Origin of the sequence: Streptomyces sp. SirexAA-E, from assembly GCF_000177195.2 — a bacterium.
GTDB classification, from domain to species: Bacteria; Actinomycetota; Actinomycetes; order Streptomycetales; family Streptomycetaceae; genus Streptomyces; species Streptomyces flavovirens.
Genome location: NC_015953.1, coordinates 2,062,945 through 2,077,744 on the forward strand (window position 1 = coordinate 2,062,945; position 14,800 = coordinate 2,077,744).

Here is a 14,800-nt window from a genome sequence, read left to right on the forward strand (position 1 = left end):
TTCCGGAGGGATCCTGGCCTACTGGTCCCTACCCCCGCGTTGTCCGCGAGGACCACCAGCAGGCAGGATGACCGGCATGACGCACGCGATGCTGAAGGGCTCGAACGTCCCCCTCGACGCCATGGCCGTACGGGCCGTGCTGCGCTGGACCCCGGGGCCCGGGGTCCCGGACGTGGACGCCTCCGCCCTGCTGCTCGGCGCCTCGGGGCAGGTGCGTTCCGACGAGGACTTCGTCTTCTACAACCAGCCTCGGCATCCGTCCGGGCTGGTGCGGCGGCTGCCCAAGCGCAGCGTCCCCGAAGGGCTCACGGACACCATCGAGGCCGACCTGGCGGCGCTCGATCCCTCCGTGGACCAGGTGGTCATCGCGGCGTCCTGCGACGAGGCCGCCTTCGGGCGCGTCAGCGACCTGCGGATATCGCTCTACGACGCCGCCTCGGCGGACGGCGAGCCGCTCGCCGTCTTCGATGTCCGAGCGGAGACCGGCGAGGAGACCGCCGTGATCTGCGGCGAGCTCTACCGGCGCGGTGAGGGCTGGAAGTTCCGTGCGGTGGGCCAGGGCTATCCGACGGGCCTGGTCGGGCTGGCCACCGCCTTCGGCATCTCGGTCGACGAGGCCGAGGCGGCCGCCGAGCCCGACGACACGGAGGCCCCGGAGCCGGAAGCCGCCTCCCAGGGCCCCGTCCTGCCTCCTCCGCCGTCCGCCCCGCCCGCCGTGCCCCCGCCGGGGCCCGTCGCGCCGGACCCGGACGAGCAGGCGACGGTCGTGCACCAGCAGCCCGCGTACGGCTACCCGCAGCCCACCGCGGCGCCCCGGCCCGGGTACGGCTACCCGCAGCCGGCGTACGGCTATCCGCAGCCCGCGGCGGCCGCCGCGTACGCCCCGGACCCCGCCTTCGTGCTTCCGCCGCAGGGGCCGCAGTTCATCCGCCCCTGAGCCGGCGCCGTCGTCCCCGCCGCGCACGGCGGGGTGTCAGGCCCGCGTCTTGTAGCCGCGCCCCCACTGCATCCCGAAGCCGTACATCCGGTCCAGCTCCGACTGGAAGCCGTAGACGAACTTCACCTCCCGGCGTACGACCATCTCGCCCTTGACGTTCTCCACGGTGAACACGGCGCAGGAGCGGGCCTGCGGGGCCCGCTCGTCCAGCTCGATCTCGATCCTCGGACCGTTGCCCGGGTAGAGCGTGATCTTGGCGTGGGTACGGTCGAAGGCCGGGGTCTGGTCGTAGATGTAGACGAAGAACAGCAGCCGCTTGATCGATTCCCGCTGGTCGAGGTTGACGTAGACCGTCTCGCCGGACGGCGCCCCGAAGCGGTCGTCGCCGCTGAGCCTGATGTAGGGCGGTCCGTTGAGATCGCCTATGAGGTTGCCCAGCGGCTGCACCACCCCCTTGGTGCCGTCGGTGAGCTCGTACATGCAGCCCAGGTCCAGGTCGACGTTGACCATCCCCTGGGTGTGGGCCTGCACCACGTCGGGCTGGAAGAGCTTGAGGGGGCGCAGCAGTCTGCCGCCCTGCCGCGCCCTGCCACCGATGTCCGACGTACGCATCCGCCACGACAGGTTGACGCGCAGGTTGCCCGACAGGGCGCCCTGCTTGTCCAGCGAGATCGTGGCGTTGCGCCGCGTGAGCACGATCGAACTCGTCGCCGAGGTCCCGGCGTCGAACTGTGCCGCCCGCCTCGGCCTCAGGCCGTCCCAGAAGCCCATCCCAACCCCCACATGTGTCGCCGGACCCCAGCCGGCCCGGTGGCCGCCCCGCACGCCGCTGCGGGGCGGCCACCGGGCCGGGTCCGGGTGTTCCCGGAGTACCGCCGCGTGGGCCGCCCCGCAGAGAGAGCGTTCCTCAATCCTGGCCGGGTCACACCCCGGAGGAGACCTCCGCCTTGGAATCGGTGCTTCCCGGGCCGTCGCTCCCGGCCGCGGCGAGCGCCTTGTTGTGCCGCACCGAGGACCAGAAGGCCCAGGCGATCAGGACGACACCGACGAGGCCGGTGATGATCTCGTTGATCTCGTACTGGATGGTGATCAGCAGGATGACGGAGAGCGCGCCGATCGCGTAGTGCGCGCCGTGCTCCAGGTAGACGTAGTCGTCCAGGGTGCCCTGACGGACCAGGTACACGGTGAGCGAACGGACGTACATGGCACCGATACCGAGGCCGAGGGCCATCAGCACGATCTCGTTGGTGATGGCGAAGGCACCGATGACACCGTCGAACGAGAAGGAGGCGTCCAGGACTTCCAGGTACAGGAACATGAAGAACGCGGCCTTGCCCGCGAGAAGGACCGCCGAAGCCGGCTTGCCGGACTTCTTGGCCTCTTCCTCGGCCTCCTGTTCGCGCTCTTCCTCCTCCTCGAGCTTGTTCTCGAAGAATCCGGAGAGTCCGCCGACGACGAGGTAGGTGATCAGACCCGCGATACCGGAGAGCAGCACCGTCGACGCCTTGTCGGCGTGGCCGCCGCCGTGCTGGTGCGCGTGGGTCGCGACGGTCATGGAGGCGATGAGCAGGACGATCAGCGCCACGCAGACCGACAGCATGTCGACCTTGCCGAGCTTGGCGAGCGGCCGCTCGATCCAGCGCAGCCACTGGATGTCGCGGTCCTCGAAGATGAAGTCGAGGAAGATCATCATGAGGAACATGCCACCGAAGGCGGCGATGGACGGATGGGCGTCCGTCACCAATTCCTTGTACCGGTCAGGGTTGTTGAACGAAAGGTCGACGGCCTCGATGGGTCCGAGTTTGGCGCTGATGGCCACGATCACGACGGGGAAGACCAGCCGCATACCGAAGACCGCGATGAGCACACCGACCGTGAGGAAGATCTTCTGCCAGAAGGCATTCATCTTCTTCAGGATTCCGGCGTTGATCACCGCGTTGTCGAAGGACAGCGAGATCTCCAGGATCGACAGGATCGCCACGATCCCGAACGCCTGCCACCCCCCGTAGAACACCGCTGCGACCAGGCCGAGCGCGGTCACCGCGAACGACCAGCCGAAGGTTTTCAGAAGCACTGGCTACCCCATCGTGTAAGTAACGGGTCTCCCGGTTGAGTACGGGGCTCCCCCGCGCCGTGCGCGGCTTTACGAAACGTTGACCCCGAAGTCTAGAGCGATGCCGCGGAGCCCTGACGCGTACCCCTGCCCTACTGCGCGGAATTTCCACTCCCCGCCGTACCGGTAGAGCTCACCGAAGATCATCGCCGTCTCCGTCGAAGCGTCCTCGCTGAGGTCGTAACGCGCCAGTTCCTGTCCGTCGGCCTGATTCACCACCCGGATGAACGCATTGCTGACCTGGCCGAACGTCTGCCCCCGATTGTCGGCCTCATGGATCGAGACCGGAAAGACGATCTTGTCGCAGTGGGCCGGGACTTGCGTGAGGTTCACGATGACCGACTCGTCGTCGCCCTCGCCCTCACCCGTGAGATTGTCACCGGTGTGCTCGACGGAGCCGTCGGGGCTGGTGAGGTTGTTGTAGAACACGAACCACTCGTCGCCGATGACCCGGCCGGACTGGCACAGCAGCGCGCTGGCGTCGAGGTCGAAGTCGGCTCCGGTGGTGGATCGTGCGTCCCAGCCGAGCCCCACCAGCACCTGGGTGAGATTGGGTGCGGCCTTGGAGAGGGAGACGTTGCCTCCCTTGGCGAGCGTGACGCCCATGGTGTGTCCTCCCCGAGTCGATGGACGGTCTTCCGAGGGCGCGGCGCGGTGGGCGCGCCCGTCCAGCGCGTCCGGCGCCGCACAACGTGCGGCGCCGGACGTGGTGGAGCGGCTGGCTCAGACGTTGACGCCGAAGTCCTGCGCGATGCCGCGCAGACCCGACGCGTACCCCTGGCCGATGGCGCGGAACTTCCACTCCGCGCCGTTGCGGTAGAGCTCGCCGAAGACCATGGCGGTCTCCGTCGAGGCGTCCTCGCTGAGGTCGTAACGGGCGAGTTCGCTGTTGTCCGCCTGGTTCACCACGCGGATGTAGGCGTTGCGCACCTGGCCGAAGCTCTGCTGGCGGGACTCGGCCTCGTAGATCGAGACCGGGAAGACGATCTTGTCCACGTCGGCCGGGACGGCCGCCAGGTTGACGTTGATGACCTCGTCGTCGCCCTCGCCCTCACCGGTGAGGTTGTCACCGGTGTGCTCGACCGATCCGTCGGGGCTCTTGAGGTTGTTGAAGAAGACGAAATTACCGTCGCTGCCGACCTTGCCCTCGGCGTTCGTCAGCAGGGCGCTGGCGTCGAGGTCGAAGTCACCACCGGTGGTCGTCCGGGCGTCCCAGCCCAGACCCACGGTGACCGCGGTCAGGTTCGGCGCGGCTTTGGTCAGCGAGACGTTGCCGCCCTTGCTGAGGCTGACTCCCACGAGTCCTCCAAGATTGTTGAGAGGGCCGGCAGACACCAGCGCCCCCGTCGTGCGATGGCATCGGATCAACGATTGGATCCTAGTGACCGGTTCCCGGCCAAAACAGGCTTTTGACCGGGTGCCACCGGTCAATCCCCGGATCGGACCGGGAACGGCCCCGTATCCCCCGGATCAGATCGAGTCGAGCGCCTTGACGTAGTCGTTCAGGTCACGCGCCTCCGGCAGGCCGTTGACGACCGTCCAGCGGACCACGCCCTCCTTGTCGATGACGAAGGTGCCGCGCACCGCGCAGCCCTTGTCCTCGTCGAAGACGCCGTACGCCCGCGACGCCTCGCCGTGCGGCCAGAAGTCCGACAGCAGCGGGTACTCCAGCCCCTCCTGCTCGGCGAAGACGCGCAGGCTGTGGATGGAGTCGTTGGACACGGCGAGCAGCTGGGTGTCGTCGTTCTCGAACTTCGGCAGCTCGTCGCGGAGCGCGCAGAGCTCGCCGGTGCACACCCCGGTGAACGCGAACGGGTAGAAGAGCAGCACCACGTTCTTCTCCCCGCGGAAGTCGGAGAGCCTCACCGTCCGCCCGTGGTTGTCCTTCAGCTCGAAATCCGGAGCCTTCGTGCCGACCTCGATCGCCATTGAGAGCGGTCCCTTCGCAAACGTCTTCACTGTCCCGGCCTGGGCCGTCCGGGTCACTCCCACCCTACGCACGGGCCCGTGCGTAGCTCCGGCGGACCCGTGCGGGGCCGGCCGCGGACGTACGAGAGCCCCCGGCGGCGGGTTGCCGCACGGGGGCCTCGGTTGACGATGGAGCGGTTCAGCGCTTGGCGGGGGCGCCCTTGGGGGTGACCAGACGGCTGCCCGTCCAGTCCTTGCCCGCACTGATGCTCTTGGTCTGGGCGAGACCAGCTGTCTGGGCAGCCTCGTTGATGTCGCTCGGTTCGACGTAGCCGTCGCGGCCGGTCTTGGGCGTCATCAGCCAGACCGCCCCGCCGTCCTCGATCAGACCAATGGCATCCACCAGCGCGTCCGTAAGGTCGCCGTCCTCGTCGCGGAACCAGAGCACGACGACGTCAGCGACGTCGTCGTAGTCCTCGTCGACGAGTTCCTGGCCGATTGTGGCCTCAATGCCCTCACGGAGCTCCTGCTCGACGTCGTCGTCGTAGCCGATCTCCTGGACCACCTGTCCGGGCTCGAACCCAAGCCTTGCGGCCGTGTTGGTCCGTTCCTCCGCGTGGTCCGCGGTCGCGCTCACGGGTTGCCTCCTGATCATGTTTCGGAAAATGCTTCAGCCACGCGCGTGCGCGGGGCGTTGGCCGTAGTCCACACGGGCTCGGCGAATCGCGCAAGTACCCGGCGTACGAGACCGCCTAAACGGTGACGTTCCCTGCCACGTCACCGCAACGTCCGGCATGTCCCTCGGGGGCCCGGGAATGGTGTCCGGACCCTTTACGTCCTTCCTCAGCTTATGCCGTTTCGGTCCGTGATTCGGAGTCGAACAGCCTTTGGGAACGTGTGGCCGCCTTGGGCGTATGGTTGCGTTTTGGGCCGGAGCGCCCGCACGCTGCCGTTACTCGTGCCCCGGCCCGCCCGGCGGGAACCTGTGTTACTCCACAGTAGAGAATGACGCGGGGGGCCTCGCGGTACACCATGGGGGCGGCGTACAGCAGCCTTCCCGGGGGTACGTTCCCCGGATACCAGGCCCCGAAGAGCACCACCGAACAGCGAAGGAACAGCGTGGCTTCCGGATCCGATCGCAACCCGATCATCATTGGCGGCCTTCCGAGCCAGGTCCCGGACTTCGATCCTGAAGAGACCCAGGAATGGCTCGACTCCCTCGACGCCGCCGTCGACGAGCGAGGCCGTGAACGTGCCCGCTACCTGATGCTCCGGCTCATCGAGCGCGCGCGTGAGAAGCGTGTCGCCGTGCCGGAGATGCGCAGCACGGACTACGTGAACACGATCGCCACGAAGGACGAGCCGTTCTTCCCCGGCGACGAGGAGATCGAGCGCAAGGTCCTCAACGCGACCCGGTGGAACGCGGCGGTGATGGTCTCGCGCGCCCAGCGTCCGGGGATCGGCGTCGGCGGGCACATCGCCACCTTCGCCTCCTCCGCCTCGCTGTACGACGTGGGCTTCAACCACTTCTTCCGGGGCAAGGACGACGGGCTGGGCGGCGACCAGATCTTCTTCCAGGGACACGCCTCCCCCGGTATCTACGCCCGCGCCTTCCTGCTCGACCGGCTGAGCGAGGCCCAGCTGGACGGCTTCCGGCAGGAGAAGTCGAAGGCGCCCAACGGGCTGTCCAGCTACCCGCACCCGCGGCTGATGCCGGACTTCTGGGAGTTCCCGACCGTCTCGATGGGCCTCGGCCCGCTAGGTGCGATCTACCAGGCGCGGATGAACCGCTACATGGAGGCGCGCGGCATCGCCGACACCTCCGCCTCGCACGTCTGGGCCTACCTCGGCGACGGCGAGATGGACGAGCCCGAGTCGCTCGGCCAGCTGTCCATCGCGGCCCGCGAGGGACTGGACAACCTCACCTTCGTGGTCAACTGCAACCTCCAGCGCCTCGACGGGCCGGTGCGGGGCAACGGCAAGATCATCCAGGAGCTGGAGTCGCAGTTCCGCGGCGCCGGCTGGAACGTGATCAAGCTCGTCTGGGACCGGACCTGGGACCCGCTGCTCGCCCAGGACCGCACGGGCATCCTGGTCAACAAGCTGAACACCACCCCGGACGGCCAGTTCCAGACGTACGCCACCGAGACCGGGGCGTACATCCGGGACCACTTCTTCGGTGGTGACCCGCGCCTGCGCGACATGGTCAAGGACATGTCCGACGACCAGATCCTGCACCTGGGCCGCGGCGGGCACGACCACCGCAAGGTCTACGCGGCCTACGCGGCGGCCAAGGCCCACAAGGGCCAGCCGACGGTGATCCTGGCCCAGACGGTCAAGGGCTGGACGCTCGGCCCGAACTTCGAGGGCCGCAACGCGACGCACCAGATGAAGAAGCTGACCGTCGAGGACCTCAAGCGGTTCCGCGACCGGCTGCACCTCCCGATCGCGGACAAGGAGCTGGAGGACGGCAACCCGCCGTACTACCACCCGGGCCGGGACTCGGAGGAGATCCAGTACATGCACGACCGCCGCAAGGGCCTGGGCGGTTACGTCCCGACCCGTGTGGTGCGCGCGAAGCCGCTCGCCCTGCCGGACGACAAGGTGTACGCCGCTGCGAAGAAGGGGTCCGGTCAGCAGTCGATCGCCACGACCATGGCGTTCGTCCGCGTCCTGAAGGACCTCATGCGGGACAAGGAGATCGGCAAGCGTTTCGTGCTGATCGCACCCGACGAGTACCGCACCTTCGGCATGGACGCCTTCTTCCCGAGTGCGAAGATCTACAACCCGCTGGGTCAGCAGTACGAGTCCGTGGACCGCGAGCTGCTGCTCACGTACAAGGAGTCCCCGACCGGGCAGATGCTGCACGACGGGATCTCCGAGGCGGGCTGCACGGCCTCGCTGATCGCCGCGGGCTCGGCGTACGCCACCCACGGCGAGCCGCTGATCCCGGTGTACGTCTTCTACTCGATGTTCGGTTTCCAGCGCACCGGCGACCAGTTCTGGCAGATGGCCGATCAGCTCGCACGCGGTTTCGTGCTGGGCGCGACCGCCGGGCGCACGACGCTGACCGGCGAGGGCCTCCAGCACGCGGACGGCCACTCGCAGCTGCTCGCCTCGACCAACCCGGGCTGTGTCGCGTACGACCCGGCGTTCGGGTACGAGATCGCGCACATCGTCAAGGACGGTCTGCGCAGGATGTACGGCGAGGACAGCGAGGACGTCTTCTACTACCTCACCGTCTACAACGAGCCGATCCAGCACCCGGCCGAGCCGGCCGACGTGGACGTCGACGGCATCCTCAAGGGGGTGTACCGCTACCGCGGCGGCGAGAAGGGCCGGATCCCGGCCCAGATCATGGCGTCGGGCGTGGCGGTGCCGTGGGCGGTCGAGGCGCAGCGGATCCTCGCGGACGAATGGGACGTGCAGGCGGACGTCTGGTCGGCGACCTCCTGGAACGAGCTGCGCCGCGAGGCCGTCGACGTCGAGCGGTACAACCTGCTGCACCCCGAGGAGGAGCAGCGTGTCCCGTACGTGACGCGGAAGCTGTCGGGTGCGCAGGGACCGTTCGTGGCGGTGTCGGACTGGATGCGTTCGGTGCCCGACCAGATCGCCCGCTGGGTGCCCGGGACGTACCAGTCGCTGGGCGCGGACGGCTTCGGCTTCGCGGACACGCGGGGCGCTGCCCGCCGCTTCTTCCACATCGACGCGCAGTCGATCGTGCTCGCGGTGCTGACCGAGCTGGCGAAGGAGGGGAAGATCGACCGTTCGGCGCTGAAGACGGCGGTCGACCGCTACGAGCTGCTGGACGTGGCCGCGGCGGACCCCGGCGCGGCGGGCGGCGACGCGTAACGCTCGCACGGACGGACGGACGGAGGGCGGCGGGGCTTCGGCTCCGCCGCCCTCCGGCGTTCCTGGCCTCCTGTCCGGCGTTCCGTCCTGTCCGCGTTCCGTTCCCCGTCCGGTGCTCCGTCTGCACGGCGGTTCCGTCCCGCGCGGCGGTTCCGTCCCGCGCGGTGGGCCCGTCCCGCGCGGTGGGCCCGTCCCGCGCGGTGGGCCCGTCCCGCGCGGTGGGCCGTCGGTCAGGGATCCGTCCGGGGCGAAGGTTCCGTTCAGTTCTCCCAGATCTTGAAGGCCCGCACCGTGTACGGCGAGCGGGGCACCCAGGTCCCGCCGCCCGGGTAGGTCTCGAATTCGCCGGTCTCCGCGCAGGTGGCGGACTGGTAGGTGGTGACGGGGCGGCCGGTGCGGTTGACGAGGGCCTGGGCGGTGGTGCCGGAGGGCAGCGGGGTGCAGCTCTCGATGTCGACGGTGGCCAGTTCGTGGGTCTGGCGGGCCCCGGTGAAATCGGGCTTCGCCCACAGGCAGAGCTGTCCCGCCCCGCAGGGGGCGAGCCCCGCCGGCGCGGGCTGCGGAGCGGTGCGGGTCTGCCGGGCGGCCCCGGGTCGGGCCTCGGACGCGGTGCCGGCCGGTGCGGTGGCCGGGATGAGCGCGGCGGCCGCCAGGGTGGCGGCGAGAACGGTCGTACGCATGGTGGTTCAACCCCCGTGGTCGAGCGAGTCGGACAACTCGCGGTGTCCGCACTCTGACCTGCCCGGACGTGGGGCGGGAAGGGGCCTGGCGGTGGACCACCCTGATAGGCGACAGCCCCGCCGGAACCGTCCGGCGGGGCTGTCGTATGCGCGGTGTTGACGTCGGTGACGCGAAGTGCGCCAGGGTTCGCGCCCGGCGTGCGCCTCGGAGGTCCGAGGGGTCAGATGTGGCCCGCGCCCATGCCTGCCTCGGCGTTTTCGCCGCGCTTGGTGAGCAGCGCGACCAGGGCGGCGATCACGGCGACCCCGCCGGCGGTCAGGAAGGCGAAGCTCATGCCCGACACGAAGGTGTCATGCGCGACCTCCGTGATCTTCGCCGCGATCTCCGGCGGGGTGTTCGGCGGCACCGGCGGCATGCCGACCTCGATGGCGGAGGACGCCTGCTCCAGCTGTGCCTCGTCCACCGGCGGGAGCTCGGCGGCCTTCCAGTTGTCGCCGAGGTTCGCGTCCACCCTGGTGGCCATGACGGCGCCCAGGACGGCCGTACCGAGACTGCCGCCGACCTGCATCGCGGCCTGCTGGAGTCCGCCCGCGACACCGGAGAGCTCCATCGGGGCGTTGCCCACGATGACCTCCGTGGCACCGACCATGACCGGCGCGAGGCCGAAGCCGAGCAGGGCGAACCAGAGCGACATGGTCAGCGTGCCCGTGCCGACGGTCAGCCGGGACATGCCGAACATGGCGACCGCGACGCACACCATGCCGCCGACCAGCGGCACACGCGGTCCGAACTTGGTGATCGCGGCCCCGGCCAGCGGCGACCCGACGATCATCATCGCGGTCAGCGGCAGCAGGTGCAGACCGCTGTCGACCGGACTCATGCCGTGCACGTTCTGCAGGTAGAAGGTGACGAAGAACAGGCCGCCCATGAAGGCGAAGGCCATCAGCACCATCAGGACCACACCGGCCGACAGTGCCACGGAGCGGAACATGGCCAGCGGGATCAGCGGTTCGCGAACGTTCTTCTGGGACAGCGCGAACACGAGGAACAGCGCCAGCGCGGCGCCGAGGAAGCCGAGCGTCCTGGCGTCGCCCCAGCCCCACTCGGAGCCCTTGATGAGCGACCAGATCAGACAGAACATCGCCTGCGAGAGCAGCACGATGCCGCCGATGTCGAAGGACCTCGGCGCGTTCTCGGCCCGGTGGTCCTTGAGGATCACCAGACCGAAGACGAGGGCCAGTACACCGACCGGCACGTTGATGAAGAAGACCGACTGCCAGCTGACGTGCTCCACGAGCACACCGCCGAGGATGGGGCCGCCCGCGGTGGAGGCGCCGATCACCATGCCCCAGATGCCGATCGCCATGTTCAGCTTCTCGGCGGGGAAGGTGGCGCGCAGCAGGCCCAGCGCCGCCGGCATCAGCAGGGCGCCGAAGAGGCCCTGGAGCACACGGAACAGGATCACCAGCGTGACGCTGCCGGAGAAGCCGATGGCCGCCGAGGCCGCGGCGAATCCCGTGATGCCTATCAGGAAGGTCTGGCGGTGGCCGAAGCGGTCACCGAGCTTGCCCGCGGTGATCAGGGAGACCGCGAGGGCCAGCATGTAGCCGTTGGTGATCCACTGGACGTCGGCGAGCGAGGCCTTGAGGTCCTGCTGGATGGCGGGGTTGGCGATCGCGACGATCGTGCCGTCGAGCGCCACCATCATCACGCCGATGGCGACCGCGAAGAGGGTCAGCCAGGGGTGGCCGCGCAGTCCCTTCGCCGGTGCGGGAACGGCTGTGTCCTCGGGCTCCCGCGGCGCCTTCTCGACAGTGGTCTGACTAGTCATGGGCCGAGATTAGTGTCAGCTTCTGACAGTTAACAAACCAATTCACATGACAGTAACTGTCACCTAGGTCACAGGTAGGCTGAGCCGGTCAAAGTGGCGGAAAGAGGTCCGACAGGTGACGAGCAGGCAGACGTCCGGGGCTCCGCTTTCCGGGCCTCCGGCGGGACTGCGTGAACGCAAGAAGCGGCGCACCCGGGAAGCCCTGCTGCACGCCGCCCTCGAGCTCTTCGACGCGCAGGGGTACGAGCGCACCACCGTCGACGAGATCGTCGAGGCCGTCGACGTCTCCCAGCGCACCTTCTTCCGCTACTTCGCGAACAAGGAGGCGGCGGCCTTCGCCATACAGGACGCCGTGGACGCCCGTTTCCTTCTCGAACTGCGGCAACGCCCCTCGGCGGAGGCGCCGTTCGAGGCGCTGCGCCGTGCCGCGCTGAACACCTGGAGGGGTGTCGCGGATGCCGCCGAGGACGACGTCACGGCCGAACTCCGCCTGCGTACCTACCGGATGATCGAGTCGACGCCCGCCCTGGTCGCCGCCCACATGCGACGAGGCGTCGACCTGGAGCGGCGGACGACGCTGCTGATCGCGGAGCGCGAGGGCCTGGACCCGGAGACCGATCCGCGCCCCGGGGTCGCCGTCGCCGCGTTCGCCGGGGTGATGCGGCTGACCGGTCGGCTGTGGGGCCGCCGCCAGGACGCGAACGTGACCAGCCTGCGCGAGATGACCGAACTGCACCTGGGTCTGTTGCATACGACCCTCCTCGGCCCGTGGCGTTCCTGACCCCGGGACGGCGGCCCTTCGGCCCAGTCGTGCCGGACCCGGCGGCGGACCCTCGCCCAGCGCATGCGCACCCTGCGACGACGCGTCGGCGCCCGGCGCCGTGATGTTCGACCCCGTGGCCTGAGCCCGCCCGGTGCCGCCCCGGCCCGACACCGGGACCGGCCCGACACCGGGACAGGCCCGACACCGGGACAGGGGCGGCACCGGCACCAACCAACTCGGCCGAAAACGCCACAAACAGACACATCATCTGTGCCTCATGGCCCGGAACGCCATCCCGCACATCCGCACCTTCCCGCACCGCGCCGTGGACGCCCCGCGTACGGAGGGTGAGAATCGGGCGCGTCGGTCCTCGCACCCGGGTGATCCGGGTCACCCCTGCGACGACCGCGCGGACCCGTCTCCTAGGGTGGGGCGCAGTGACTTCCTTCGACTCCTCCCCCACCATCACCGCCTGGCGCGCCCTGCTCGCCGTCGCGGTCGTGTTCATGATGCTGGCGACCACGGGCTGGACCGCCGTGCGTCATCAACACACCGCCGCGCCGCGTGAGAAGGCGCTCGCCGCCTGGGCGAGGGACCGGACAGGCGGCCGCGCGCTCCCGGATGCCGACGCTCCGGCGTACCGGCTGGCCCACTTCTTCGCCACGCTCACCGCGCGGCAGCAGGTGACCCTCGCCGACACGTACCCGCTGGTGGTGGGCAACATGAACGGCGCCCCCGTATCGCTGCGTTATCGCGCCAACCGGCATGCGCTGGAACAGGCCGAGTCCGAGGAGCGACAGCGGACCCAGGACAGCAGACTCACGCGCGACGGCCGCCGTCAGGCGCTGCTCCGGCTGGAACGCTTCCGCTCGCTGCTCGCGAAGGACCGGCAGATCCTCGCCTTCGACCCGTCGGGAAGAGGCCGTGCGGCCGAGGTGCTCGGCGACCTCGACCGCGCGGAGCGCGTCTCCGTCGTCGTGCCCGGTGTCGACACCAACCTGCTGACACTGGAGCGCACCGGCCGCAAGGAGAACGCCGCACCGGTCGGTATGGCGCGCTCCCTGTATGACGCGGAGCTCACGGCCAGGCCGCGTGCCCGTACCGCCGTCATCGCGTGGGCCGACTACACCGCGCCCGCCGGCCTCGGGATGGACGCCGCCCTGGGCGGTCTGGCGGCGAGCGGGGCGGTGCGGCTGAACGCGCTCCTGACGGCGCTGCCCGGCACCTCCACCGTCTCGCTGTTCTGCCACAGCTACGGCTCCGTGCTGTGCGGCCTGGCCGCGCGGAGGCTGCCCGACCGGGTGTCGGACATCGCGGTCGCGGGAAGCCCCGGCATGCGGGCCGACAACGCCGCCGGCCTGGACACGCGTGCACGGGTGTGGGCCATGCGGGACACCGGCGACTGGATCGAGGACGTGCCGAACCTGGAGGTCGGCGGGCTCGGGCACGGCGCCGACCCGGTCGATCCGGAATTCGGCGCGCGACTCGTGTCGGCGAGCGGCGCGATCGGGCACAGCGGCTATTTCGAGCCGGGCACCGAGAGCCTCAGCAATTTCGCCGCCATCGGCGTGGGCGCCTACGGCTCGGTCAGCTGTGCGAGCGCCGGGCAGGCCTGCCGGAGCGAGATCTCCGGGGGTCTGCGTGTCTGACGCGCGTAGAGCGCGGTGAAGAACCGGTGAAGAGTCCTACGGGGAATGCCCACACCGAAGGGGGACGTGAGAGCGCGTGCCGCATACGATGAGGCACATGGGTGATGTGCTGGCCGGAAATCATGCCACCTGGGAGTTCGACACCGACTCCTTGCTCATCCGCTTCGAACGGGGGATCCGCACACCGAGGCTCTTCCAGAGTCTGCGTGAACGCCGTGTCCCGTACGCGGCGTTGTCATCGGTGACGCTGTCCCCGGGCAAGCGGGGCACGGTGGTCCTGCACGCGGTGCCCAGACCGGGCGCCGATCCGCTGCTGGAGGCGGCCGCGGGACAGCTGAAGGAGGGGTGCGACCCGTACCGGATGTCCCTGCCGGCCGACCGGGAGACGCTGGCCGAGTACTACGCGGACGAGCTGCGCTCCGTGCTCGGCCCGGAGGCCTCCGAGCCCGCCGACCGGTTCCTGGTCGCGGCCCCCGAGGCGCCGATGCAGTTCAAGGCGTACGACGGCCGGGCCGGCTTCGACGGGTCGCGGGTCTCCTTCCGGTGGTCGTGGACCGGGGCGTCCAGCGCCAAGTGGAAGGCGGGTGACCAGACGTTCCCGGTGGCGGAGCTGAGCGGGGTCGAGTGGCGGTCGCCGGAGGCGATGGAGGGTTATCTGCGGCTGGTACCGCGCGGTGCCGCCGACACCGACGGCCCGGCGCCCGCCTCGGGACAGGGTGCCCCGGAGCCCGCCACCGGGCGTGTCCAGGCCGACCAGGACCCGGCGGCCGTCCTGTTCGGGCTCGGCTACGGACCGGTGCACGAGTCGCTGCCCTTCGCCGCGGCGGTCCTGGAGTCCGTACGCCGGACCCAGCCGGCCCCGCTCGTCCCGGCCTCCGCCCCGGTGGGCGGGCCGCTGCACGACCCGGCGGCGGTCGCGGAGCGCATGCGGCACCTCGGGGAGCTGCACCGGGCGGGCCTGGTGACGGACGACGAGTACAGCGCCAAGAAGGCGGAGCTGCTCGCCGAGCTGTAGGCCCGGGTCGGCCGGACCCCGTACCCGGGTACGGGGTCCGGCCGACCGGGA

General features: G+C 69.7%; 13 protein-coding genes. 5 read left to right on the plus strand and 8 right to left on the minus strand.

All coding sequences use genetic code 11. The features are described 5' to 3' along the window. The first annotated feature begins 67 nt into the window (after positions 1-67). On the plus strand, positions 68-937 hold the full coding sequence (locus tag SACTE_RS09135; protein WP_014045748.1) for a TerD family protein: 870 nt from the start codon (positions 68-70) through the stop codon (positions 935-937). Between the two features lie 36 nt (positions 938-973). Here the strand turns inward: SACTE_RS09135 and SACTE_RS09140 are convergent, their stop codons facing one another. From SACTE_RS09140 to SACTE_RS09165, 6 genes are all read right to left on the minus strand, one after another. Beyond that, entirely contained in the window at positions 974-1,708 is a 735-nt protein-coding gene (locus tag SACTE_RS09140) for a Tellurium resistance (RefSeq protein ID WP_014045749.1), read from the minus strand. Between the two features lie 151 nt (positions 1,709-1,859). Further along, on the minus strand, positions 1,860-3,011 hold the full coding sequence (locus tag SACTE_RS09145) for a DUF475 domain-containing protein (protein WP_014045750.1): 1,152 nt from the start codon (positions 3,009-3,011) through the stop codon (positions 1,860-1,862). Between the two features lie 69 nt (positions 3,012-3,080). Further along, positions 3,081-3,656 carry a TerD family protein gene (locus SACTE_RS09150; RefSeq protein WP_014045751.1) on the minus strand — a complete coding sequence of 192 codons (576 nt, stop codon included), beginning with the start codon at positions 3,654-3,656 and terminating at the stop codon, positions 3,081-3,083. 117 nt (positions 3,657-3,773) lie between these two features. Next, positions 3,774-4,349, minus strand: coding sequence for a TerD family protein (locus tag SACTE_RS09155; protein WP_014045752.1), 576 nt, complete (start codon positions 4,347-4,349; stop codon positions 3,774-3,776). Between the two features lie 171 nt (positions 4,350-4,520). Next, entirely contained in the window at positions 4,521-4,979 is a 459-nt protein-coding gene (locus SACTE_RS09160; RefSeq protein WP_014045753.1) for a peroxiredoxin, read from the minus strand. Between the two features lie 178 nt (positions 4,980-5,157). Next, complete coding sequence (locus SACTE_RS09165) at positions 5,158-5,595, minus strand: DUF3052 domain-containing protein (protein ID WP_014045754.1); 438 nt, start codon at positions 5,593-5,595, stop codon at positions 5,158-5,160. 482 nt (positions 5,596-6,077) lie between these two features. Here SACTE_RS09165 and aceE point away from each other — a divergent pair, with 482 nt between their 5' ends. Next, on the plus strand, positions 6,078-8,810 hold the full coding sequence (gene aceE / locus SACTE_RS09170; RefSeq protein ID WP_019992678.1) for a pyruvate dehydrogenase (acetyl-transferring), homodimeric type: 2,733 nt from the start codon (positions 6,078-6,080) through the stop codon (positions 8,808-8,810). Positions 8,811-9,070: 260 nt separating this feature from the next. Here the strand turns inward: aceE and SACTE_RS09175 are convergent, their stop codons facing one another. Continuing rightward, the gene (locus tag SACTE_RS09175) at positions 9,071-9,490 is read right to left on the minus strand and encodes a peptidase inhibitor family I36 protein (RefSeq protein ID WP_014045756.1); all 420 of its coding nucleotides are present in this window, start codon (positions 9,488-9,490) and stop codon (positions 9,071-9,073) included. Positions 9,491-9,711: 221 nt separating this feature from the next. After that, a complete protein-coding gene (locus SACTE_RS09180) occupies positions 9,712-11,322 on the minus strand; it encodes an MFS transporter (RefSeq protein ID WP_014045757.1) in 1,611 nt (536 codons plus the stop codon). 115 nt (positions 11,323-11,437) lie between these two features. Here SACTE_RS09180 and SACTE_RS09185 point away from each other — a divergent pair, with 115 nt between their 5' ends. From SACTE_RS09185 to SACTE_RS09195, 3 genes are all read left to right on the plus strand, one after another. Then, on the plus strand, positions 11,438-12,103 hold the full coding sequence (locus tag SACTE_RS09185; RefSeq protein WP_014045758.1) for a TetR family transcriptional regulator: 666 nt from the start codon (positions 11,438-11,440) through the stop codon (positions 12,101-12,103). 419 nt (positions 12,104-12,522) lie between these two features. Next, positions 12,523-13,734 (plus strand): alpha/beta hydrolase, encoded by a 1,212-nt coding sequence (locus SACTE_RS09190; protein ID WP_014045759.1) that lies wholly within the window; start codon positions 12,523-12,525, stop codon positions 13,732-13,734. Between the two features lie 97 nt (positions 13,735-13,831). Continuing rightward, complete coding sequence (locus SACTE_RS09195) at positions 13,832-14,749, plus strand: DUF4429 domain-containing protein (RefSeq protein WP_019992677.1); 918 nt, start codon at positions 13,832-13,834, stop codon at positions 14,747-14,749. The last annotated feature ends 51 nt before the right edge of the window (positions 14,750-14,800 follow it).

Bases quoted from the DNA above. Each gene is read 5' to 3' on its own strand.
- SACTE_RS09135 (WP_014045748.1), top strand. From the start codon at position 68: ATGACCGGCATGACGCACGCGATGCTGAAGGGCTCGAACGTCCCCCTC.
- SACTE_RS09140 (WP_014045749.1), bottom strand. From the start codon at position 1,708: ATGGGCTTCTGGGACGGCCTGAGGCCGAGGCGGGCGGCACAGTTCGAC.
- SACTE_RS09150 (WP_014045751.1), bottom strand. From the start codon at position 3,656: ATGGGCGTCACGCTCGCCAAGGGAGGCAACGTCTCCCTCTCCAAGGCC.
- SACTE_RS09160 (WP_014045753.1), bottom strand. From the start codon at position 4,979: ATGGCGATCGAGGTCGGCACGAAGGCTCCGGATTTCGAGCTGAAGGAC.
- SACTE_RS09175 (WP_014045756.1), bottom strand. From the start codon at position 9,490: ATGCGTACGACCGTTCTCGCCGCCACCCTGGCGGCCGCCGCGCTCATC.
- SACTE_RS09180 (WP_014045757.1), bottom strand. From the start codon at position 11,322: ATGACTAGTCAGACCACTGTCGAGAAGGCGCCGCGGGAGCCCGAGGAC.
- SACTE_RS09195 (WP_019992677.1), top strand. From the start codon at position 13,832: ATGGGTGATGTGCTGGCCGGAAATCATGCCACCTGGGAGTTCGACACC.